This is a genomic window from Pseudomonas sp. SDT291_1_S447, from assembly GCF_054070155.1.
This window is the reverse complement of the sequence record NZ_JBSVXS010000007.1, coordinates 75,941-97,107: the sequence shown is the minus strand read 5'-3', so window position 1 is coordinate 97,107 and position 21,167 is coordinate 75,941. Positions and strand designations below refer to the sequence as shown.

Below are 21,167 nucleotides of genomic sequence, written 5' to 3'. Positions count from 1 at the left end.
TGACGACGTGAACCGCCAACAGCGCCGGGAGAGGGATCTTTACAACGGTTACGGCAGCGCGGCGACGATAGAGATTTCTACCAGAATGCTCGGCTTGGCCATCTTCGCTTCGACGGTGGCGCGGGCCGGAGCGGCGCCTTTTGGCAGCCACTGGTCCCACACCGAATTCATCCCGGCGAAGTGCGCTTCGATGTCGTTCAGGTAGATCGTTGCCGACAACAGATGCTGTTTGTCAGTGCCGGCCAGATCAAGCAAACGCTCGATATTGGCGAGGACGTCGCGGGTCTGCTGTTCAATCCCGGCGTCGAAGTCGTCGCCGACCTGCCCCGCCAGATACACGGTGCCGTTGTGGCTGACGATCTGACTCATGCGCTCATTGGTGAGCTGGCGCTGGATTGCCATGTTTTGCGGACTCCTGGGTTTTGTTGCCGTAACGGGAAATATCGAGGCCTTCGGCGCTGATCTGTGGCTTTTTCTTCGCCATCAGGTCGGCCAGCAAACGGCCGGAACCGCACGCCATGGTCCAACCGAGCGTGCCGTGACCGGTATTGAGGAACAGGTTCTTGAACGGCGTAGCACCGACGATCGGCGTGCCGTCCGGGGTGGTCGGACGCAGACCGGTCCAGAAACTCGCCTCGGCCAGATTGCCGCCCTGAGGATAAAGGTCGTTGACGATCATCTCCAGAGTTTCGCGGCGACGCGGGTTGAGCGACAGGTCAAAACCGGCGATCTCGGCCATGCCGCCGACGCGGATGCGGTTGTCGAAACGGGTGATCGCGACCTTGTAGGTCTCGTCGAGAATGGTCGAGGTCGGGGCCATCGCCGGGTTGGTGATCGGCACGGTCAGCGAGTAACCCTTGAGCGGATACACCGGGGCCTTGATGCCTAGCGGTTTGAGCAGTTGCGGCGAGTAGCTGCCGAGTGCCAGTACGTAGCGGTCAGCGGTTTCCAGCTTGCCGTCGATCCACACACCGTTGATGCGATCACCGGCGTAGTCGAGTTTCTGGATGTCTTGCCCGAAGCGGAATTCGACACCGAGCTTCACTGCCATTTCGGCGAGACGGGTGGTGAAGATCTGGCAGTCGCCAGTCTGATCGTTCGGCAGGCGCAGGGCACCGGCGAGGATGTCAGTCACGCCCGCCAGCGCCGGTTCAACGCGGGCAATGCCAGCGCGGTCGAGGACTTCAAACGGCACGCCGGATTCTTTCAGCACAGCGATGTCTTTGGCGGCGCCATCCAGTTGCGCTTGGGTGCGGAACAGCTGAGTCGTGCCGAGGCTGCGGCCTTCGTAGGCGATGCCGGTTTCGGCGCGCAATTCATCGAGGCAGTCGCGGCTGTACTCGGACAGGCGCACCATGCGCTCCTTGTTCACCGCGTAACGGCTGGCGGTGCAGTTGCGCAGCATCTGCGCCATCCACAGGTACTGGTCGATGTCGGCGGTGGCCTTGATCGCGAGAGGGGCGTGGCGTTGCAGCAGCCACTTGATCGCCTTCAGCGGCACGCCCGGCGCGGCCCACGGCGAGGCGTAGCCCGGCGAGACCTGGCCGGCGTTGGCGAAACTGGTCTCCATGGCCGCAGCGGGCTGCCGGTCGACCACCACCACTTCGAACCCGGCACGGGCCAGATAGTAAGCACTGGCGGTACCGATGACGCCGCTACCCAAGACCATTACGCGCATTTTTGTATCCCTCATCGCGGCAGGGCCGCGTACGTCTGTTGTTAGAGCAATGATGCGCGCAGTGTAAAAAAGAAATGCCAGTGCTTTTCACTATATAAGCGCCTATATTTGGCGACAATTCTCGGCAAAAACCCTTTTCACGGAGGCGCATCCCCTATGCGTACCAACACTCAGACCAAACGTGAGCTGGACAAGATCGACCGCAACATCTTGCGGATCCTGCAGGCGGACGGACGGATTTCCTTTACCGAACTCGGCGAAAAGGTCGGCCTCTCCACCACGCCCTGCACCGAGCGGGTGCGGCGTCTGGAACGCGAAGGGATCATCATGGGCTACAACGCCCGGCTGAATCCGCAGCACTTGAAGGGTAGCTTGCTGGTGTTCGTCGAGATCAGCCTCGACTACAAATCCGGCGACACTTTCGAGGAGTTCCGCCGCGCGGTGCTGAAGTTGCCGCACGTGCTGGAGTGTCATCTAGTATCAGGGGATTTCGACTATCTGGTGAAGGCACGGATTTCCGAGATGGCCTCGTACCGCAAGCTGCTGGGCGACATTCTGCTGAAGCTGCCGCATGTGCGCGAGTCGAAGAGTTATATCGTGATGGAAGAGGTGAAGGAGAGCCTGAGCTTACCTATTCCGGATTGAGTTTTTGAAGATCAAAAGATCGCAGCCTTCGGCAGCTCCTACATGGGAATGCATATCTCTGTAGGAGCTGCCGAAGGCTGCGATCTTTTAAACCAACACCTGCCGATTCGCCGCCATGTATTCGAATATCTGCTTCTCCACGCGCGGATGAATCAACTCCACCGGCCGCCGCTCATTCGGACAAGGCAAGGTTTTCGTCGTACCGAACAACCGGCAAATCAGCGGCCGCTCCTCATACACCGTGCAGCCATTCGGCCCCAGGTGCACACAGTTCAACTCCTCCATCGCCGCATCCTGCTCGGCGCGGGTCTTGCGCGGCAGACGCGCCATTTCTTCCGGAGAGGTGGTCACCGGGCCGCAGCAGTCATGGCAGCCGGGCACGCACTCGAACGAGGGGATCTGCTGACGCAAAGTGCGGATTTTCTGGCTGTTGCAGCTCATTGCAGCGGTAACCGAGGTGAAATAGACGGCAATTGTGCCGCAAAAGCCCTGATCCAGACACCGCAGGCCGACCAGTGTTGCCCACGTTCGGGCGTGCGGCTTATGCTCCGTCAAATTTTCTCGACACCTTAGCCGTTGGATGACGCCCATGACTGCCCGCGCCTTCACCTCCGCGAGCCAACCCCACGTTGCCTCTTATTACGCCGCCAGCAGCCTGCCGCAGCCCGATCACCCGGTATTGCAAGGTGATGTGCTGGCCGACGTCTGTGTGGTCGGCGGTGGCTTTTCCGGGTTGAATACGGCGCTGGAACTGGCTGAACGCGGCCTCAGCGTAGTGTTGCTGGAAGCGCACAAGATCGGTTGGGGCGCCAGTGGTCGCAACGGCGGGCAGCTTATTCGCGGGGTCGGTCACGGTCTCGATCAGTTCGCCAACGTCATCGGCGCCGACGGCGTGCGTGAGATGAAACTGATGGGCCTGGAAGCGGTGGAAATCGTTCGCCAGCGGGTCGAGCGCTTTCAGATTGCCTGCGACCTGACCTGGGGCTACTGCGACCTCGCCAACAAACCCGCCGACCTTGAGGGTTTTGGCGAAGACGCCGAAGAGTTGCGCAGCCTCGGTTATCGCTACGAAACCCGTTTGCTGCAAGCCAACGATATGCACACGGTGGTCGGTTCCAAGCGCTACGTTGGCGGCTTGATCGACATGGGTTCCGGGCATCTGCATCCGCTTAACCTGGCCTTGGGCGAAGCAGCAGCGGCGCAGCAACTAGGCGTGAAGCTGTTCGAGCACTCGGCAGTGACCCGTATCGATTACGGCTCTGAAGTGAAAATCCATACCGCTCAGGGTTCGGTGCGCGCCAAAACATTGGTGCTCGGTTGCAACGCCTATCTCAATGATCTGAATCCGCAACTCAGCGGTAAGGTTCTGCCCGCCGGCAGCTACATCATCGCCACCGAACCGTTGAGCGAAGAGCAGGCACACAACCTGCTGCCGCAGAACATGGCGGTCTGCGACCAACGTGTGGCGTTGGATTACTACCGGCTCTCGGCGGATCGGCGCTTGTTGTTTGGCGGTGCCTGCCATTATTCGGGGCGTGATCCGAAAGACATCGCCGCGTATATGCAGCCAAAGATGCTGGAGGTCTTCCCGCAACTGGCCGGGGTGAAGATCGACTATCAGTGGGGCGGCATGATCGGCATCGGTGCCAACCGCTTGCCGCAGATCGGCCGGCTCAATGATCAGCCGAACGTGTATTACGCCCAGGCGTACTCCGGGCACGGGGTGAATGCCACGCACCTGGCGGGCAAGTTATTGGCCGAGGCGATCAGCGGGCAGCACAGCGGTGGCTTTGATCTGTTTGCCAAGGTGCCGCACATCACCTTCCCGGGCGGCAAGCATTTGCGCTCGCCGTTGTTGGCGCTGGGGATGTTGTGGCATCGCCTCAAAGAGTTGGTCTGATGGTTTGCGGCGCTCATGAGGCCGCTTTCGCGAGCAGGCTCGCTCCCACAGGGGATCTGCGGTGGATGGGAATCTTGTATCCACTGGAGATCAATGTGGGAGCCTGCTCGCGAAGGGGCCGCAAGAACAATACAGATCTCAGATCCGCCAGAACGGCTTCAACCCCTCCTCCAGCGCCTGCTCACGGGTCAGCCCGATATCCTTGAGCTGATCCGCCGTCAGCGCCAGCAATGCCTTGCGCGTGTGCAGACGATGCCAGAACAGATCCCAGCGACTCAGGCCGGACGGTGCGTTACGCATGATCTCATTGCGTGCACGATCCTTCTGCCCTGCCGCCAGTTCCTGACTGTGTAACGTCAGCCGCACATCGCTCAAGCCGTTCATTTTCAATGCTCCTGTTTACTTGGGTAGCCAGAGATTCCATGATGCGCGGGCGAGCAAAACCATTACAGATTCAAAGCGACTGTATTAATTCCATACAGATTTGCCGCTTTGCCGACTGAATTGTCGTTTTTTGCCACATCTGTACTGGTATATCGAATCACCGCACCGAGGCAGAACCATGACCCTTTACGTAAACCTCGCCGAATTGCTCGGCACGCGCATCGAAAACGGTTTCTATCGACCCGGCGATCGGTTGCCGTCGGTGCGCGCCTTGAGCGTCGAACACGGGGTCAGCCTGAGCACGGTGCAACAGGCCTATCGCATGCTCGAAGACAGCGGTCTGGCCACGCCGAAACCCAAATCAGGCTACTTTGTGCCAGTCGGTCGCGAGCTGCCGGAACTGCCTGTCGTCGGCCGCCCGGCGCAACGGCCGGTGGAGATTTCGCAGTGGGATCAGGTGCTGGAATTGATTCGCGCGGTGCCGCGCAAGGATGTCGTGCAACTGGGTCGCGGCATGCCCGACATCAGCTCGCCGACCATGAAACCACTGCTGCGCGGTTTGGCACGGATCAGCCGCCGTCAGGACATGCCCGGTCTGTATTACGACAACATTCACGGCACCCTCGAGCTGCGCGAACAGATCGCTCGACTGATGCTCGATTCCGGCTGCCAGTTGAGCGCCAGCGAACTGGTGATCACCACCGGTTGCCACGAAGCGCTGTCCACCAGCATCCACGCGATCTGCGAGCCGGGCGACATCGTCGCGGTGGACTCGCCAAGCTTTCACGGCGCCATGCAGACGCTCAAAGGCCTGGGCATGAAGGCCTTGGAAATCCCCACCGACCCACTCACCGGGATCAGCCTCGAAGCCCTCGAACTGGCTCTGGAACAATGGCCGATCAAGGTCATCCAGCTCACCCCGAACTGTAACAACCCGCTCGGCTACATCATGCCGGAGTCACGCAAACGCGCCCTGCTTACCCTCGCCCAGCGCTTCGACGTGGCGATCATTGAGGACGATGTGTATGGCGAACTGGCCTACACCTACCCGCGTCCGCGCACGATCAAATCCTTCGACGAAGACGGCCGCGTATTGCTCTGCAGTTCGTTTTCCAAGACCCTGGCGCCAGGGCTGCGTATTGGTTGGGTCGCGCCGGGCCGCTACCTCGAGCGCGTGCTGCACATGAAATACATCAGCACCGGATCGACCGCACCGCAGCCACAGATTGCCATCGCCGAATTCCTCAAGGCCGGCCACTTCGAACCGCACTTGCGGCGCATGCGCACGCAATATCAGCGCAGCCGCGACATGATGATCGATTGGGTGACCCGCTATTTCCCGGCAGGTACCCGCGCCAGCCGGCCGCAAGGCAGCTTTTTGCTCTGGGTCGAATTACCGGAAGGCTTCGACACCCTGAAACTCAATCGTGAGTTGCTCGACCAAGGTGTACAGATTGCCGTCGGCAGCATCTTTTCCGCTTCGGGCAAGTACCGCAATTGCCTGCGCATGAACTACGCTGCCAAACCGACAGCGCAGATCGAAGAGGCGGTGCGCAAAGTCGGGGCGACGGCAATCAAACTGCTTAGCGAAGCCGACTGACCTTTTTTCAGAGACCAGCGTCCATATGCCGACCCCAGCCGCCAACCGGAACGATCCTACGTGAGCTTCAGACAGCCCCTACTCGCTTTGCTGTTACTCGCCTCGTTCCTGAGCGGCTGTGCCAGTTTCGATGTCCCGCGCGAGCCGAGTCAGGCGTTGCCGGCTTCCGATTCCAGCTTCGGCCGTTCGATCCAGGCGCAAGCGGCGCCCTATCAAGGCCGCTCGGGGTTTCGCCTACTGTCGAACAGCAGCGAGGCCTTCACCGCCCGCGCCGAACTGATCCGCAACGCCCAGACCAGTCTCGATCTGCAGTACTACATCGTCCACGACGGCATCAGCACGCGGATGCTGGTGGAGGAATTGCTCAAGGCCGCTGATCGCGGCGTGCGCGTGCGCATCCTGCTCGACGACACCACCAGCGATGGCCTCGACCAGATCATCGCCACACTCGCGGCGCATCCGCAGATTCAGATTCGCCTGTTCAATCCACTGCACCTTGGTCGCAGTACCGGCGTCACGCGGGCAGCAGGCCGCTTGTTCAATCTGTCGCTGCAACACCGGCGCATGCATAACAAGCTGTGGCTGGCGGACAACAGCGTGGCCATCGTCGGCGGGCGCAATCTGGGTGACGAGTACTTCGACGCCGAGCCAAATCTGAATTTCACCGACATCGACATGCTCAGCGTCGGGCCGGTGGCCGAGCAACTGGGCCACAGTTTCGACCAGTATTGGAACAGCGCGCTGAGCAAACCGATCGACGAGTTCCTTACCAGCCAACCGACCGCCAAGGACCTGGAGAACACCCGCACACGCCTGGAAGAATCGCTGGAAGACACCCGCAAACAAAATCACGCGCTGTATCAGCAGTTGATGACGTTCAAGACCGAACCGCGCATGGACATCTGGCGCAAAGAGCTGATCTGGGCGTGGAATCAGGCGTTGTGGGATGCGCCGAGCAAGGTCTTGGCCAAGGGTGAGCCGGATCCGCAATTGCTGCTGACCACGCAACTGGCACCCGAGCTCAGAGGCGTGAGCAAAGAGCTGATCATGATTTCGGCGTACTTCGTGCCGGGCCAGCCGGGGCTGGTGTACCTGACCGGGCGCGCCGATGCCGGCGTCTCGGTGAGCCTGCTGACCAACGCGCTGGAGGCCACCGATGTGCCGGCGGTGCATGGCGGCTATGCGCCGTATCGCAAAGCGTTGCTGGAGCATGGCGTGAAGTTGTATGAACTGCGCCGTCAGCCTGGGGATAACTACGGCAGCGGCCCGCATGTGTTTTACAGCAAGTCGTTTCGCGGTTCCGATTCAAGCCTGCACAGCAAAGCGATGATCTTTGATCGGCAGAAATCGTTTATCGGCTCTTTCAACTTTGATCCGCGTTCGGTTTTGTGGAACACCGAAGTCGGGGTGTTGGTGGACAGCCCGGAACTGGCCGGGCATGTGCGCGAACTGGCGCTGCAAGGCATGGCGCCAGCGCTGAGTTACGAGGCGAAGTTACAGGATGGCCAGATTGTCTGGATCACCGAAGACAACGGCCAGATGCATACCCTGACCAAAGAGCCGGGGAGTTGGTGGCGGCGGTTCAACGCGTGGTTCAGCACCACGGTAGGGCTTGAGCGAATGCTTTAAAAAGCAAAAGATCGCAGCCTTCAGCAGCTCCTACAGAACGAATGCATTTCAACTGTAGGAGCTGCCGAAGGCTGCGATCTTTTGATCTTAGGCAGGCTCGGTTATCGGTCCGAATGCCCCTTGGCGCAAAAGCAGAATCACCAAACCAAACGCCCCAATCGCCATCAACAACGGCAACGCATGCCCATTGATCCACTGGCTGCCCGCCCCGGCCGCGAGCGGCCCGACCAGACATCCCACGCCCCACAGCTGCGCAATATGCGCATTCGCCCGCACCAGCGCATCGTCACGATAACGCTCGCCGATCAGAATCAGCGACAGGGTAAACAGACCACCGGCACTCGCCCCGAACAACACCCACAATGGCCAGATCAACAGCGTGTCGAGCAACATTGGAATCGCCAGACTCGACAGCATCAACACCACCGCACAACCCGCGAACAACGTACGCCGCGACAAGTAATCGGCCAACGCGCCAATCGGCAACTGCAGCAACGCATCACCGACCACCACCGTGCTGACCATCGCCAGCGCGATTTCAGCGGTGAAGCCCTGTTGCAGGCAATACACCGGCAGCAACGTCAGGATCATCGCCTCGAACGCGGCGAACAACGACACCGCCCAGGCAATCGCCGGCAGCTCACGGGCGAAGCCCCACAGATCGCGGAACGTCACACTGCTGGCTTCACTGCTCGGTGCACCACTGCGGCCCAACAGAAGCAAAGGCGAAACCAACAGCAGGCCGACGCCGACCCAGAATCCGTAATCCTCTTCGGTGCCGAGCGCACCCAGCAGCAATGGGCCAGACAACTGGCTCAACGCATAGCTGCTGCCGTACAGCGCCACCAAGCGACCGCGCCAGTGCTCGACCACCAGTTGATTGATCCAGCTCTCGCCGAGGATGAACACGATGGTCAGGATCACCCCGATCATCAGCCGCAGCACCAGCCAGATCGGATAGCTCGGCAAAAGCGCCAGCAGACCGATCGACAGCGCCCCGGCCCACAGGCACAGGCGCATCAGATTGGCCGTGCCGAAGCGCGCCGCCAGATGACTGGAAATCTTCGCGCCCAACAACACGCCAATCGCTGGCATCGCTGCCATTACACCGATGGCGAAGGAACCGTAACCCCAGCCTTCCAGGCGCAACGACACCAACGGCATACTGACCCCCAGGGCCAGACCGACACTCAAGACAGACGCCAACACGGCGAAATACGTCGCCCACCGCATGTTCCACGCTCCTGTGGATAATTATTTTTTGGAGGCCACATCAAACAAATGTGGGAGCGAGCCTGCTCGCGAATACGGCTGCACATTCAGCACATGGGCTGACTGATACACCGCTTTCGCGAGCAGGCTCGCTCCCACAGGGATCTGCTTCGTCTGGAGGTTCTGCTCTTGCGAACAGACCCTCCTAACGGCTTACAGCTTGATCCACGTCGCTTTCAGCTCGGTGTACTTGTCGAACGCGTGCAGCGACTTGTCACGGCCGTTACCCGATTGCTTGAAGCCGCCGAACGGCGCAGTCATGTCGCCGCCATCGTACTGATTGACCCACACGCTGCCGGCACGCAGGGCCTTGGCAGTCAGGTGCGCCTTGGAGATGTCCTGGGTCCAGACCGCAGCGGCCAGGCCGTACGGCGTGTCGTTGGCGATCTGGATCGCTTCTTCAGCGGTATCGAAAGCGATGACCGACAGCACTGGCCCGAAGATCTCTTCCTGAGCGATTTTCATCGCGTTGCTCACTCCGTCGAAAATCGTCGGCTCAACGTAAGTGCCACCGGTTTCCTGCAGAATGCGCTTGCCGCCAGCGACCAGTTTGGCGCCATCGGTATGACCGGATTCAATGTACGACAGCACGGTGTTCATCTGCTGGGTATCCACCAGCGCACCGACGTTGGTCGCCGGATCCAGCGGATTGCCAGGTTTCCAGGCTTTCAGCGCCTCGATCACCATCGGCAGGAACTTGTCTTTGATCGAACGCTCGACCAGCAGACGCGAGCCGGCGGTACACACTTCGCCCTGGTTGAAGGCAATGGCGCTGGCAGCGGATTCGGCGGCGGCTTGCAGGTCCGGCGCATCGGCAAAGACGATGTTCGGGCTCTTGCCGCCGGCTTCAAGCCAGACGCGTTTCATGTTCGATTCGCCGGAGTAGATCATCAGTTGCTTGGCGATCTTGGTCGAACCGGTGAATACCAGCGTGTCGACATCGTTGTGCAGGGCCAGCGCCTTGCCAACGGTGTGGCCATAGCCCGGCAGCACGTTGAGCACGCCTTTCGGAATACCGGCCTCAACGGCCAGCGCAGCGATGCGGATGGCGGTCAGCGGGGATTTTTCCGACGGCTTGAGGATCACCGAGTTACCGGTCGACAATGCCGGGCCGAGTTTCCAGCACGCCATCATCAGCGGGAAATTCCACGGCACGATGGCGCCGACCACGCCCACTGGCTCGCGGGTCACCAGACCCAGTTGATCGTGCGGCGTGGCCGCGACTTCATCGTAAATCTTGTCGATCGCTTCACCGCTCCAGCTCAGCGCTTGCGCCGCGCCCGGGACGTCGATGTACAGCGAATCGCTGATCGGCTTGCCCATGTCGAGGGTTTCGAGCAGGGCCAGTTCTTCGGTGTGCTGCTTGAGCAGGCCGGCAAAACGGATCATGGTGGCTTTGCGTTTGGTCGGCGCCAGGCGCGACCAGACGCCGGAATTGAAGGTGGCGCGGGCATTTTCCACGGCGCGCTGGGCGTCGGCGGCGTCACAGCTGGCAATCTTGCCGAGCAGACGGCCATCGACCGGGCTGATGCACTCGAAGGTCTCGCCGGAGACGGCGTCAGTGTATTCGCCATTCAGGTAGGCGCGGCCTTCGATTTTCAGGTCGCGGGCGCGTTGTTCCCAGTCGGCACGAGTCAGGGTGGTCATTTCGAGTGTCCTCCGCTTGTTGAATACGAGCGCCGCGCGATCTTCGCCAGCGTCCTCAAGAATTCTGCCCGGCCAGCCGGTTTTTCGGCCAGAGGCACCCGCCACCCTAAACCAGCGGCCGGGGTTGTTTCAATATATTTGACATAAGGTGGCCATACGGCCTTGCGGTGTTGATTTTAATCAACATAGACTTTGGCCCTTTCCAGCCAATCGCGCCGTATTCACGGGGGATAACAACAATGAACATCCAGAACGTCGTCGACATCAGCCTGACCAGCAGCGAAGCCGAACGCTATCGCCCGGATCCGGCGAAAGTGCTCAAGGGTGATCCTGAGCAAGCGGTGTTCCATCAATACGACAGCCCGTGTGGGCAAATGGGCGTTGGCGTGTGGGAAGGTGCGGTTGGGCAGTGGACGGTGAACTACACCGAGCATGAATACTGCGAGATTCTGCAGGGGGTTTCGGTGCTGCGTGATGGTGAGGGCAATGCCAAGACGTTGCGCGTTGGCGACCGGTTTGTGATTCCGGCGGGGTTTCGCGGCACTTGGGAAGTGCTTGAGGCTTGCCGCAAGGTCTATGTGATCTTTGAACAGAAAGCCTGATCCGACACACACGGTGACGAGCAGGGTAAGGCATATCCAGCAGGTTTGAGTGAAACTTCGACCGGTCGCTTAGGAATCGAGAAAAGATCAGTCAAACCAAGAGGTTAGTCTGATTCGATAAATAAGGGGCCTTAACTCAAACCAAAGCAAGGAGGCACAATGTCCAGCCAATGCAATCTCTACAACGCGCAATTTTTCCTCGGTGATTTTGCTACTACTGACAACCTGCTCGCTGTGCGCAACGCAGCCGGAGTAACAAAGCATCGCCTCGAAGTGCCGGACGGCATGTACAACCTGCGCACTGATGCGGACCGCATCAGGGTCCTGGTCAACGAGAAAAACGAGATCATTGAACTGATCTGTGGTTGATCGATCACGCTTCAAGGCAACAAAAAAGGCCCGTATCGTGAGATACGGGCCTTTTTCGTAAGTCGGGAAAAATCAATTACTTGATTTTGCCTTCCTTGTAGATCACGTGCTTGCGAACAACCGGATCATATTTCTTGATCTCGATTTTGTCCGGGGTAGTACGCTTGTTCTTGTCGGTAGTGTAGAAGTGACCAGTACCGGCGCTCGAGATCAAACGAATCAATTCACGCATGATTAGCTCCCTTAAATCTTGCCATCGCGGCGAAGTTCGGCGAGCACGACAGTGATGCCACGCTTGTCGATGATACGCATGCCTTTGGCAGATACGCGCAGACGCACAAAACGTTTCTCTTCTTCAACCCAGAAGCGGTGATGCTGCAGGTTCGGCAGGAAACGACGACGGGTTTTGTTGTTTGCGTGGGAAATGTTATTCCCAGTCACCGGACCCTTACCGGTAACTTGACATACTCTCGACATGCCTCAGCCCTCTAAAACCACATGCCCAACCCGGCATGGGTTGGCCGCTTAATCTCTCAGTCATTTGGCGCCAGGCGCCGCGTTTCTTTAGAGGTCTTACCGGCTACACCTACAGTGAAGGAACCGGGCCCCTAGAAAAGAGCGCTGCTTTATACCAGAAAGACTTCGGAGCAACAACAATCGGTGTGCAATCAATCGGTAAAAAGGCGTTTTTTTGGCCCGCGAGCGCCTTGGATAAAGGCTGGCAACGGTTTTTACCACTCGTCGCAGAAAACCACCCTTGCCGGCGGTTCAGACTTTTTAACGCGCGCCACGGTCTGAAAAACCGCCATCACTGTGCCCCGAAAATGCAAAAGGGGGATAGTCATTTGTAATCCAGACCTCTAGGGTAGGCCTTTTCCAGACTGCACTTGCAGATGGGCCTTCGATCTGTAAAAGGAAACCGACCATGCGCCTCGCTGCCCTACCCCTGTTGCTCGCCCCGCTCCTGCTGAGCCCCCTGGCCCAGGCCGCCGCGCTGAGCGTCTGCACCGAGGCCAGCCCTGAAGGGTTCGACGTGGTGCAATACAACTCGCTGACCACCACCAACGCCTCGGCCGACGTGCTGATGAATCGCCTGGTGGATTTCGACACCGCCAGCGGCAAAGTCGTGCCGAGCCTGGCCGACAGCTGGGAAGTCAGCACCGACGGCCTGACTTACGTGTTCAAGCTGCGTCCGCAGGTGAAATTTCACACCACCGAATACTTCAAGCCAAGCCGTGAACTGACCGCCGAAGACGTCAAATTCAGCTTCGACCGCATGCTCGACCCGGCCAATCCGTGGCACAAAGTCGCCCAGAGCGGCTTCCCACATGCGCAGTCGATGCAGTTGCCGGCACTGATCAAGAAAATCGACGCACTTGACCCGCTCACCGTGCGCTTCACCCTTGATCACCCGGATTCGACGTTCCTGGCGACTCTGAGCATGGGCTTCGCTTCGATCTACTCCGCCGAATACGCCGACAAGCTGATGAAGGCCGGCGCGACCGACAAGCTCAACAGCCAGCCGATCGGCACTGGCCCGTTCGTGTTCAACCGCTTCCAGAAAGATGCAGCCATCCGCTACAAGGCCAACCCGGATTACTTCGGCGGCAAGCCTGCGGTGGATCCGTTGATCTTCGCCATCACCCCGGACGCCAACGTGCGCCTGCAAAAGCTACGGCGCAACGAATGCCAGATCGCCCTCTCGCCGAAACCACTCGACGTACAGGCCGCGCTGAAAGAGCCGACGCTAAAAGTCGAAAAGACTGACGCGTTCATGACCGCTTTCGTTGGCATCAACAGCCAGCATCCGCCGCTGGACAAGCCGGAAGTGCGTCAGGCGATCAACCTCGCGTTCGACAAGGCCAACTACATCAAGGCTGTGTTTGAAGACACCGCCGAAGCGGCCAACGGCCCTTACCCGCCGAACACCTGGAGTTACGCGAAGAGCTTGCCGGGTTACCCGCACGATGTTGACAAAGCCAAGGCGCTGATGGTCAAGGCCGGTTTGAAGGACGGTTTCCAGACCACCATCTGGACGCGTCCTTCCGGCAGCCTGCTGAATCCGAACCCAAGCTTGGGTGCGCAGATGCTGCAGTCGGATCTGGCGGAAATCGGCATTCAGGCGGAAATCCGCGTGATCGAGTGGGGCGAACTGATTCGCCGCGCCAAGGCCGGCGAGCATGATCTGTTGTTCATGGGTTGGGCGGGTGACAACGGTGACCCGGACAACTTCCTCACGCCGCAGTTTTCCTGTGCGGCGGTCAAGTCGGGCACCAACTTCGCCCGCTACTGCAATGCCGATCTGGACAAGCTGATCAGTGCCGGCAAGACCACCAGCGAACAAGGCGTGCGCACCAAGCTGTACGAACAGGCGCAGACGCAGATTCAGCAGCAGGCGTTGTGGCTGCCTCTCGCGCATCCGACGGCCTACGCACTGACGCGTAAAGACGTGCAGGGTTACTCCGTGAGCCCGTTTGGCCGTCAGGACTATTCCAAGGTCAACCTCAAATAACCTGCCTTACACATAACCTGGGGATGCCATCAAACCTGTGGGAGCGAGCTTGCTCGCGAAAGCGGCCTGTCAGTAAAAATGATGCTGACTGGCACTGCGCCTTCGCGAGCAAGCTCGCTCCCACAGGGGATTTGCATCGCTCCTGAGAGTTACATCCAGCCACACTCCGCCATCGACAGCGGCTCACCATCGCCAACGATGAAATGATCGAGCACCCGCACATCAATCAGCTCCAGCGCCTTCTGCAGACGCTTTGTCAGCAATCGATCAGCCTGACTGGGGTCAGTGTTCCCCGATGGATGGTTGTGGCACAGGATCAACGCCGCCGCGTTATTGGCCAGACATCGCTTCACAACCTCGCGGGGATGCACGCTGGTGTTGTCGATCGAGCCACGAAAAAGTATCTCGAAATTCAGTACCTGATGTTTGGAGTCGAGAAACAGGCAACCAAACACCTCATGCGGTTCGTGACGCAGCATCGCTTTCAGATAATCGCGAACGACCTGAGGGTTTTCCAGGGCTGGTTTCTGCCGTGATTTCTCAGCCAGATGCCGCCTGTTCATTTCCTGAGCAGCTTGCAGTTGCGCAAACTTCGCCGGCCCGAGCCCTAATTGTTTGCTGAATGCGTGCTGATCGGCCTCAAGCAGCAAACGCAGGCTGCCGAATTGAGTCAACAGATTGCGCGCAAGGTCCACAGCGCTTATTCCGGGCAATCCGGTGCGCAGAAAAATCGCCAGTAACTCAGCGTCCGAAAGGCTCGCTGCCCCGTGCTCCAATAACCTTTCCCGCGGGCGTTCCGCCGCAGGCCAATCGCGAATACTCATACACATTCCCTGTCTGTGGGCGCCGCTGTTCCGTAGCGGTCGCTGTGATATCGTAGCCCATCTTTTTTGCGGTCGATTCAACCCTGGGGAGGGGAATCGCATCGCAGTCATCAACGAAATGAAAGGCAGACCTATGCAGCGGCTGTATCGGAAACGCATCGTTCTGGGCGTCGGCGGCGGCATCGCGGCCTACAAGAGCGCTGATCTGGTTCGTCGCCTGATCGACCAGGGTGCCGAAGTGCGCGTGGTCATGACCCACGGTGGCGCCGAGTTCATTACCCCGCTGACCATGCAGGCCTTGTCCGGCCACCCGGTGCACCTCGACTTGCTCGACCCTGCCGCCGAAGCCGCGATGGGCCACATCGAGCTGGCCAAATGGGCCGATCTGGTGCTGATCGCCCCGGCCACCGCCGACCTGCTCGCCCGTCTGGCCCAAGGCATCGCCAACGATTTGCTGACCACTCTGGTGCTGGCCACCGACGCTGTCGTCGCCGTTGCTCCGGCAATGAATCAGGCGATGTGGCGCGACCCAGCGACCCAGGCCAACCTGCAACTCCTCGAAAGCCGTGGCCTGAAGACCTTCGGCCCGGCCTCGGGTAGTCAGGCCTGCGGCGACGTCGGCATGGGCCGCATGATGGAAGCCACCGACCTAGCACAATGCGCGGCAGACTGCTTCCAGCGGCAGGCGCTGACCGGTAAACACGTGGTGATTACCGCCGGCCCGACCCAGGAAAACATCGACCCGGTGCGCTACATCACCAACCACAGCTCCGGCAAAATGGGCTTTGCCCTCGCCGAAGCCGCAGTTGAAGCCGGCGCCCGTGTCACGCTGATCAGCGGCCCGGTGCACCTGCCGACGCCGGATCGCGTCACACGCATCGACGTGGTTAGCGCCCGCGACATGCTCGCTGCCTGTGAATCCTCGATCCCGTGCGACGTGTTTATCGCCTCGGCTGCGGTTGCGGACTACCGCCCGGAAGTCGTCGCCCCGCAAAAACTCAAGAAAGATCCTACGAGCGGTGACGGCTTCGTCCTGCAAATGGTGCGTAACCCGGACATCCTGGCCACCATCGCGACCCGTCCCGACCGTCCGTTCAGTGTCGGCTTCGCCGCCGAGACCGAACACCTGCTCGACTACGCTGCACGCAAGCTGAAGGACAAGAATCTCGATTTGATCGTCGCCAACGACGTCGCCAACCCGAGTATCGGTTTCAACAGCGAAGAAAACGCCTGCAGCGTGATTGACCGTGCGCTGCACGCCACGGTTTTCGCCCAGACCAGCAAGAGCAAGATCGCTCGCCAACTGGTCACCTTTATCGCCGAACGTCTGAACCAGGTTTAATTTACATGCACGCTTTGCAAGCCAAGATCCTCGACCCACGCATCGGCACCGATTTCCCGCTGCCGCAATACGCCACCCCGGGCTCCGCCGGCCTCGACCTGCGCGCCATGCTGGATCAGGACATCGTGATCAAACCGGGTGAAACCGTGCTGATCCCCACCGGTCTGTCGGTTTACATCGGCGACCCGAACCTCGCCGCGCTGATCCTGCCGCGCTCGGGCATGGGCCATAAGCACGGCATCGTGCTGGGCAACCTCGTGGGTTTGATCGACTCCGATTACCAGGGCCCGCTGATGGTGTCCTGCTGGAACCGTGGCCAGACCGACTTCACCATGACCGTCGGCGAACGCTTGGCGCAACTGGTACTAGTACCTGTGGTGCAAGCGCACTTCGAAATGGTTGAAGAGTTCGTCGAAACCGAACGCGGCACCGGCGGTTTCGGTCATACCGGCACCAAATAACCGAATACATCTCCTGTACGAGCTGCCGCAGGCTGCGATCTTTTGATTCTGATCTTAAAAAACAAAGTCAAAAGATCGCAGCCTTCGGCAGCTCCTACAGGGGAAATTTGTGCAGTTTCAGCGACAGGTTTTAACACCGTAAATCAAGGTTTTGCCGGCCCAAAGCCACGCCAGCCGAGGCGTCATGGCCCTTTCACACCACGAACTCTCTGTGAAAAACGCCGTCATACCCTTCAGTTTGAGCCTGCCGTCGAACGATTCGTCGGTCTGTCCCGCCCCTTTCGAGATGGAGCATTTCCGTAGATGAGCACCCCAGCCAAGATTGCCCCGAAGCTGCCCGACAGCATTTTCCGCGCCTATGACATTCGTGGCACCGTGCCGGAATTCCTCAATGCCGAAACCGCTTACTGGATCGGCCGCGCCATCGGTTCGCAGAGCCTGGCCCAAGGCGAGCCGAATGTATCCGTCGGTCGCGACGGTCGCCTGTCCGGCCCGGAGCTGGTTGCAGAACTGATTCGCGGTATCGCCGAGAGTGGCTGCCACGTCAGCGATGTCGGCTTGGTGCCAACGCCGGCGCTGTACTACGCCGCCAACGTCCTGGCCGGCAAATCCGGGGTGATGCTCACCGGCAGCCATAACCCGTCGAACTACAACGGTTTCAAGATCGTCATCGCCGGCGACACCCTCGCCAACGAACAGATCCAGGCCCTGCATGAACGCCTCAAGACCAACAACTTGAGCAGCGGCACCGGCAGCGTCACCCAGGTCGAAATCCTCGACCGCTACAACACCGAAATCGTCCAGGACATCAAACTGGCCCGACGCCTGAAGGTCGTGGTTGACTGCGGCAATGGCGCGGCCGGTGTGATCGCCCCGCAATTGATCGAGGCGCTGAACTGCGAAGTCATCCCGCTGTTCTGCGAAGTCGACGGTAACTTCCCGAACCATCACCCGGATCCGGGCAAGCCTGAAAACCTCGTCGACCTGATCGCCAAGGTCAAGGAAACCAACGCCGACATCGGCCTGGCCTTCGACGGCGACGGCGACCGTGTCGGCGTGGTGACCAACACCGGTAGCATCGTCTACCCGGATCGCCTGCTGATGCTGTTCGCCCGTGACGTGGTGGCGCGTAACCCGGACGCGGAAATCATCTTCGACGTCAAATGCACCCGTCGTCTGGTGCCGCTGATCAAGGAATACGGTGGTCGTCCGCTAATGTGGAAGACCGGTCATTCGTTGATCAAAAAGAAAATGAAACAATCCGGTGCACTATTGGCCGGTGAAATGAGCGGGCACATCTTCTTCAAGGAGCGCTGGTTCGGTTTCGACGACGGTATCTACAGCGCCGCACGGCTGCTGGAGATCCTCAGCAAGGAAAAATCCAGCGCGGAAGAGCTATTTGCGACCTTCCCGAACGATATTTCTACGCCGGAAATCAATATCCATGTGACCGAAGAGAGCAAATTCAGCATCATTGATGCACTGCACGACGCACAGTGGGGCACAGGCGCTGACCTGACCACCATCGACGGCGTGCGAGTCGATTACGCCAAAGGCTGGGGCCTGGTGCGCGCGTCCAACACCACACCGGTGCTGGTGCTGCGCTTCGAGGCCGATGACGAGGCTGAATTGCAACGCATCAAGGACGTGTTCCACGCCCAATTGAAACGTGTTGCACCTGATCTCCAACTACCGTTCTGATCCACCCGGAGCCCTGAATGACCCTCGAACGCGATGCCGCCGCCAACACTGCCAAGGTCCTGTCCGAAGCGCTGCCTTACATCCGACGCTATGTCGGCAAGACCCTGGTGATCAAATACGGCGGCAACGCGATGGAAAGCGAGGAGCTGAAAACCGGCTTCGCCCGCGACATCGTGCTGATGAAAGCCGTGGGCATCAACCCGGTGGTCGTGCACGGCGGTGGCCCGCAGATCGGTGATCTGCTCAAGCGCCTGTCGATCGAAAGCCACTTCGTCGATGGCATGCGCGTCACTGACGCGGCGACGATGGACGTGGTCGAAATGGTCTTGGGCGGTCAGGTCAACAAGAGCATCGTCAACCTGATCAACCGTCACGGCGGCAGCGCCATCGGCCTGACCGGTAAAGACGCCGGGCTGATTCGTGCGAAGAAGCTCACTGTCACCCGTCAGACTCCGGAGATGACCCAGCCGGAAATCATCGACATCGGTCACGTCGGCGAAGTCGTCGGGATCAACACCGAGCTGCTTAACCTGCTGGTCAAAGGCAACTTCATCCCGGTCATCGCGCCGATTGGTGTGGGTGAGAACGGCGAGTCGTACAACATCAACGCCGATCTGGTGGCCGGTAAAGTCGCCGAGGCGCTAAAAGCCGAGAAGCTGATGCTGCTGACCAACATCGCCGGCCTGATGGACAAGTCAGGCACCGTACTGACCGGCCTGAGCACCCAGCAGGTCGACGACCTGATCGCCGACGGCACTATCTACGGCGGCATGCTGCCGAAGATCCGTTGCGCGCTGGAAGCGGTACAGGGCGGCGTGGGCAGCTCGCTGATTATCGACGGTCGCGTGCCGAACGCGATCCTGCTGGAAATCTTCACCGACACCGGCGTGGGCACGCTGATCAGCAATCGCAAGCGTCCGTAAGCGCAGACGCAAACAAAAAGACCCCGCTCAGCCAGGCTGAGCGGGGTCTTTTTTTGCACTGCAATTCCTGTGGGAGCGAGCCGGCTCGCGAAAGCGGTCTCTACATCACATCAATATTGGATGTGAAGGCCTCTTCGCGAGCAGGCTCGCTCCCACAGTGCTCTGCAGTTAAACGCCGAACTGCGCGCGATAGGCTTCCACGGCGGGCAGGTGTTGCTTGAGCTGCGGATCATCGGCGAGGAATTCCAGCACCTGATTCAGCGAAACAATGCTGATCACCGGAATGCCGAAGTCGCGCTCGACTTCCTGGATCGCCGACAACTCACCGTTGCCACGCTCCTGACGGTTGAGCGCGATCAGCACGCCGGCAGCCTTGGCGCCGTCCTGCGAAGCGATGATCTGCATCACTTCGCGGATTGCCGTACCGGCGGTAATCACGTCGTCGATGATCAGCACGTCGCCGGTCAGCGGGGCACCGACCAGACTGCCGCCTTCGCCGTGGGCCTTGGCTTCCTTGCGGTTGAAGCACCATGGCAGGTCACGGTCGTGATGCTCGGCCAGCGCCACGGCAGTGGTTGCCGCCAGCGGGATGCCTTTGTAGGCCGGGCCAAACAGAACGTCGAAGGGAATACCGCTTTCAGCGATGGCTGCCGCGTAGAAACGCCCCAGCTGCGCCAGAGCCGAGCCCGAGTTGAACAGGCCGGCGTTGAAGAAGTAAGGACTGGTGCGCCCGGACTTCAGGGTGAACTCACCGAAGCGCAAAACGCCGCGATCGATGGCAAAACGAATAAAATCGCGCTGATACGCTTGCATAAAAAAAACCCCAAATACCACGGATTTAGCTAATTAGCTTGACGCCGTGTATCATACACGCACGCGATTTTTGGGGCCATTTATGCGGATCATCAGTGTGAACGTCAATGGTATTCAGGCTGCAGTCGAGCGTGGTTTGCTCAGTTGGCTGCAAGCACAGAATGCCGACGTCATCTGCCTGCAGGACACCCGTGCCTCCGCCTTTGAACTGGATGACCCAGCCTTCCAACTGGATGGCTACTTCCTTTATGCCTGCGATGCTGAAGTCCCTGCCCAAGGTGGCGTGGCTTTGTACTCGCGGTTGCAACCGAAGGCTGTCATCAGCGGTCTCGGTTTCGAGACGGCCGACCGCTACGGGCGCTACCTGCAAGCAGATTTCGACAAAGTCAGTATTGCCACCTTGCTGCTCCCTTCGGGGATGAACGGCGATGAGGACTTGAACCAGAAGTTCAAGCTCATGGACGACTTCGGCAAGTACCTGGACAAACAGCGACGCAAACGTCGCGAGTACATTTATTGTGGCTCGCTGTACGTGGCGCAGCAGAAGCTCGACATCAAGAACTGGCGCGACAGCCAGCAATCCCCGGGCTTCCTGGCGCCTGAACGCGCCTGGATGGACGAGATTGTCGGCAACATGGGCTATGTCGATGCCCTGCGCGAAGTCAGCCGCGAAGGCGACCAGTACAGCTGGTGGCCGGACAACGAACAGGCCGAGATGCTCAATCTGGGCTGGCGCTTCGACTACCAGATCCTGACTCCAGGGCTGCGACGCTTCGTACGCAGCGCACGCCTGCCACGTCAGCCGCGGTTCTCGCAGCACGCGCCTCTGATTGTCGACTACGACTGGACGCTGACCATCTAAGCG

21 protein-coding genes and 1 pseudogene are annotated in these 21,167 nt (G+C 59.6%); 12 read left to right on the top strand and 10 right to left on the bottom strand.

The window, feature by feature from the left end; all coding sequences use genetic code 11:
- Positions 1-48: 48 nt before the first annotated feature.
- Together ACW9IR_RS04675 and dadA are read right to left on the bottom strand one after the other, a co-directional pair.
- Positions 49-402 (bottom strand): RidA family protein, encoded by a 354-nt coding sequence (locus tag ACW9IR_RS04675; protein ID WP_038359209.1) that lies wholly within the window; start codon positions 400-402, stop codon positions 49-51.
- The gene (gene dadA, locus ACW9IR_RS04670) at positions 374-1,678 is read right to left on the bottom strand and encodes a D-amino acid dehydrogenase (protein ID WP_186613344.1); all 1,305 of its coding nucleotides are present in this window, start codon (positions 1,676-1,678) and stop codon (positions 374-376) included. The genes ACW9IR_RS04675 and dadA overlap by 29 nt, the downstream gene beginning before the upstream one ends.
- A 156-nt stretch (positions 1,679-1,834) precedes the next feature.
- Here dadA and ACW9IR_RS04665 point away from each other — a divergent pair, with 156 nt between their 5' ends.
- Positions 1,835-2,323 (top strand): Lrp/AsnC ligand binding domain-containing protein, encoded by a 489-nt coding sequence (locus ACW9IR_RS04665; protein ID WP_003177284.1) that lies wholly within the window; start codon positions 1,835-1,837, stop codon positions 2,321-2,323.
- Between the two features lie 87 nt (positions 2,324-2,410).
- On the opposite strand, the gene ACW9IR_RS04660 is transcribed toward ACW9IR_RS04665, so the two are convergent.
- The gene (locus ACW9IR_RS04660) at positions 2,411-2,764 is read right to left on the bottom strand and encodes a YkgJ family cysteine cluster protein (RefSeq protein ID WP_064389779.1); all 354 of its coding nucleotides are present in this window, start codon (positions 2,762-2,764) and stop codon (positions 2,411-2,413) included.
- A gap of 148 nt (positions 2,765-2,912) precedes the next feature.
- On the opposite strand from ACW9IR_RS04660, the gene ACW9IR_RS04655 reads away from it, so the two are divergent.
- Positions 2,913-4,223 carry an NAD(P)/FAD-dependent oxidoreductase gene (locus tag ACW9IR_RS04655; RefSeq protein ID WP_457461895.1) on the top strand — a complete coding sequence of 437 codons (1,311 nt, stop codon included), beginning with the start codon at positions 2,913-2,915 and terminating at the stop codon, positions 4,221-4,223.
- Positions 4,224-4,361: 138 nt separating this feature from the next.
- On the opposite strand, the gene ACW9IR_RS04650 is transcribed toward ACW9IR_RS04655, so the two are convergent.
- The gene (locus tag ACW9IR_RS04650) at positions 4,362-4,607 is read right to left on the bottom strand and encodes a DUF1127 domain-containing protein (RefSeq protein WP_457461893.1); all 246 of its coding nucleotides are present in this window, start codon (positions 4,605-4,607) and stop codon (positions 4,362-4,364) included.
- A 178-nt stretch (positions 4,608-4,785) separates the two neighbouring features.
- Between ACW9IR_RS04650 and ACW9IR_RS04645 the strand changes: the two genes are divergently transcribed.
- Entirely contained in the window at positions 4,786-6,207 is a 1,422-nt protein-coding gene (locus ACW9IR_RS04645; protein ID WP_457461892.1) for an aminotransferase-like domain-containing protein, read from the top strand.
- A gap of 60 nt (positions 6,208-6,267) precedes the next feature.
- On the top strand, positions 6,268-7,836 hold the full coding sequence (locus tag ACW9IR_RS04640; RefSeq protein WP_457461890.1) for a phospholipase D family protein: 1,569 nt from the start codon (positions 6,268-6,270) through the stop codon (positions 7,834-7,836).
- 87 nt (positions 7,837-7,923) lie between these two features.
- Here ACW9IR_RS04640 and ACW9IR_RS04635 read toward each other — a convergent pair whose 3' ends face one another.
- Positions 7,924-9,069, bottom strand: a complete 1,146-nt coding sequence (locus ACW9IR_RS04635) for an MFS transporter (RefSeq protein WP_102901454.1) — start codon at positions 9,067-9,069, stop codon at positions 7,924-7,926.
- A gap of 192 nt (positions 9,070-9,261) precedes the next feature.
- On the bottom strand, positions 9,262-10,755 hold the full coding sequence (locus ACW9IR_RS04630) for an aldehyde dehydrogenase (RefSeq protein WP_457461887.1): 1,494 nt from the start codon (positions 10,753-10,755) through the stop codon (positions 9,262-9,264).
- A 239-nt stretch (positions 10,756-10,994) separates the two neighbouring features.
- Here ACW9IR_RS04630 and ACW9IR_RS04625 point away from each other — a divergent pair, with 239 nt between their 5' ends.
- Together ACW9IR_RS04625 and ACW9IR_RS04620 are read left to right on the top strand one after the other, a co-directional pair.
- A complete protein-coding gene (locus ACW9IR_RS04625; RefSeq protein WP_064389555.1) occupies positions 10,995-11,357 on the top strand; it encodes a cupin domain-containing protein in 363 nt (120 codons plus the stop codon).
- A 159-nt stretch (positions 11,358-11,516) separates the two neighbouring features.
- Positions 11,517-11,726 carry a peptidase inhibitor gene (locus tag ACW9IR_RS04620; protein ID WP_095119814.1) on the top strand — a complete coding sequence of 70 codons (210 nt, stop codon included), beginning with the start codon at positions 11,517-11,519 and terminating at the stop codon, positions 11,724-11,726.
- A 76-nt stretch (positions 11,727-11,802) separates the two neighbouring features.
- On the opposite strand, the gene rpmG is transcribed toward ACW9IR_RS04620, so the two are convergent.
- Together rpmG and rpmB are read right to left on the bottom strand one after the other, a co-directional pair.
- Positions 11,803-11,958 (bottom strand): 50S ribosomal protein L33, encoded by a 156-nt coding sequence (gene rpmG / locus ACW9IR_RS04615; protein ID WP_003177274.1) that lies wholly within the window; start codon positions 11,956-11,958, stop codon positions 11,803-11,805.
- Between the two features lie 11 nt (positions 11,959-11,969).
- Positions 11,970-12,203, bottom strand: coding sequence for a 50S ribosomal protein L28 (gene rpmB / locus ACW9IR_RS04610; protein WP_007920377.1), 234 nt, complete (start codon positions 12,201-12,203; stop codon positions 11,970-11,972).
- A 448-nt stretch (positions 12,204-12,651) separates the two neighbouring features.
- Between rpmB and ACW9IR_RS04605 the strand changes: the two genes are divergently transcribed.
- The gene (locus ACW9IR_RS04605) at positions 12,652-14,238 is read left to right on the top strand and encodes an ABC transporter substrate-binding protein (protein WP_102901455.1); all 1,587 of its coding nucleotides are present in this window, start codon (positions 12,652-12,654) and stop codon (positions 14,236-14,238) included.
- A gap of 149 nt (positions 14,239-14,387) precedes the next feature.
- Here ACW9IR_RS04605 and radC read toward each other — a convergent pair whose 3' ends face one another.
- Positions 14,388-15,062, bottom strand: coding sequence for a RadC family protein (radC, locus tag ACW9IR_RS04600; protein WP_102901456.1), 675 nt, complete (start codon positions 15,060-15,062; stop codon positions 14,388-14,390).
- Positions 15,063-15,195: 133 nt separating this feature from the next.
- On the opposite strand from radC, the gene coaBC reads away from it, so the two are divergent.
- From coaBC to argB, 4 genes and pseudogenes are all read left to right on the top strand, one after another.
- Positions 15,196-16,404: a bifunctional phosphopantothenoylcysteine decarboxylase/phosphopantothenate--cysteine ligase CoaBC gene (gene coaBC, locus ACW9IR_RS04595; RefSeq protein ID WP_102901457.1), complete on the top strand. Its 1,209-nt coding sequence runs from the start codon at positions 15,196-15,198 to the stop codon at positions 16,402-16,404.
- A 5-nt stretch (positions 16,405-16,409) separates the two neighbouring features.
- Complete coding sequence (gene dut, locus ACW9IR_RS04590) at positions 16,410-16,865, top strand: dUTP diphosphatase (protein WP_038359240.1); 456 nt, start codon at positions 16,410-16,412, stop codon at positions 16,863-16,865.
- Positions 16,866-17,189: 324 nt separating this feature from the next.
- Positions 17,190-18,566, top strand: a pseudogene (locus tag ACW9IR_RS04585) (phosphomannomutase/phosphoglucomutase); the annotation flags it as partial.
- A 17-nt stretch (positions 18,567-18,583) separates the two neighbouring features.
- Positions 18,584-19,489, top strand: a complete 906-nt coding sequence (gene argB / locus ACW9IR_RS04580; RefSeq protein ID WP_007954443.1) for an acetylglutamate kinase — start codon at positions 18,584-18,586, stop codon at positions 19,487-19,489.
- 168 nt (positions 19,490-19,657) lie between these two features.
- Here argB and pyrE read toward each other — a convergent pair whose 3' ends face one another.
- Complete coding sequence (gene pyrE, locus ACW9IR_RS04575; protein ID WP_008078597.1) at positions 19,658-20,302, bottom strand: orotate phosphoribosyltransferase; 645 nt, start codon at positions 20,300-20,302, stop codon at positions 19,658-19,660.
- An 82-nt stretch (positions 20,303-20,384) separates the two neighbouring features.
- On the opposite strand from pyrE, the gene ACW9IR_RS04570 reads away from it, so the two are divergent.
- Entirely contained in the window at positions 20,385-21,164 is a 780-nt protein-coding gene (locus ACW9IR_RS04570) for an exodeoxyribonuclease III (RefSeq protein WP_007920349.1), read from the top strand.
- Positions 21,165-21,167 lie beyond the last annotated feature (3 nt).

Bases quoted from the DNA above. Each gene is read 5' to 3' on its own strand.
- ACW9IR_RS04660 (WP_064389779.1), bottom strand. From the start codon at position 2,764: ATGAGCTGCAACAGCCAGAAAATCCGCACTTTGCGTCAGCAGATCCCC.
- radC (WP_102901456.1), bottom strand. From the start codon at position 15,062: ATGAGTATTCGCGATTGGCCTGCGGCGGAACGCCCGCGGGAAAGGTTA.
- rpmB (WP_007920377.1), bottom strand. From the start codon at position 12,203: ATGTCGAGAGTATGTCAAGTTACCGGTAAGGGTCCGGTGACTGGGAAT.
- ACW9IR_RS04630 (WP_457461887.1), bottom strand. From the start codon at position 10,755: ATGACCACCCTGACTCGTGCCGACTGGGAACAACGCGCCCGCGACCTG.
- coaBC (WP_102901457.1), top strand. From the start codon at position 15,196: ATGCAGCGGCTGTATCGGAAACGCATCGTTCTGGGCGTCGGCGGCGGC.
- ACW9IR_RS04665 (WP_003177284.1), top strand. From the start codon at position 1,835: ATGCGTACCAACACTCAGACCAAACGTGAGCTGGACAAGATCGACCGC.
- pyrE (WP_008078597.1), bottom strand. From the start codon at position 20,302: ATGCAAGCGTATCAGCGCGATTTTATTCGTTTTGCCATCGATCGCGGC.
- rpmG (WP_003177274.1), bottom strand. From the start codon at position 11,958: ATGCGTGAATTGATTCGTTTGATCTCGAGCGCCGGTACTGGTCACTTC.
- ACW9IR_RS04650 (WP_457461893.1), bottom strand. From the start codon at position 4,607: ATGAACGGCTTGAGCGATGTGCGGCTGACGTTACACAGTCAGGAACTG.
- ACW9IR_RS04570 (WP_007920349.1), top strand. From the start codon at position 20,385: ATGCGGATCATCAGTGTGAACGTCAATGGTATTCAGGCTGCAGTCGAG.
- ACW9IR_RS04635 (WP_102901454.1), bottom strand. From the start codon at position 9,069: ATGCGGTGGGCGACGTATTTCGCCGTGTTGGCGTCTGTCTTGAGTGTC.
- ACW9IR_RS04655 (WP_457461895.1), top strand. From the start codon at position 2,913: ATGACTGCCCGCGCCTTCACCTCCGCGAGCCAACCCCACGTTGCCTCT.
- ACW9IR_RS04605 (WP_102901455.1), top strand. From the start codon at position 12,652: ATGCGCCTCGCTGCCCTACCCCTGTTGCTCGCCCCGCTCCTGCTGAGC.
- ACW9IR_RS04620 (WP_095119814.1), top strand. From the start codon at position 11,517: ATGTCCAGCCAATGCAATCTCTACAACGCGCAATTTTTCCTCGGTGAT.
- ACW9IR_RS04625 (WP_064389555.1), top strand. From the start codon at position 10,995: ATGAACATCCAGAACGTCGTCGACATCAGCCTGACCAGCAGCGAAGCC.
- ACW9IR_RS04645 (WP_457461892.1), top strand. From the start codon at position 4,786: ATGACCCTTTACGTAAACCTCGCCGAATTGCTCGGCACGCGCATCGAA.
- ACW9IR_RS04675 (WP_038359209.1), bottom strand. From the start codon at position 402: ATGGCAATCCAGCGCCAGCTCACCAATGAGCGCATGAGTCAGATCGTC.
- dut (WP_038359240.1), top strand. From the start codon at position 16,410: ATGCACGCTTTGCAAGCCAAGATCCTCGACCCACGCATCGGCACCGAT.
- dadA (WP_186613344.1), bottom strand. From the start codon at position 1,678: ATGCGCGTAATGGTCTTGGGTAGCGGCGTCATCGGTACCGCCAGTGCT.
- argB (WP_007954443.1), top strand. From the start codon at position 18,584: ATGACCCTCGAACGCGATGCCGCCGCCAACACTGCCAAGGTCCTGTCC.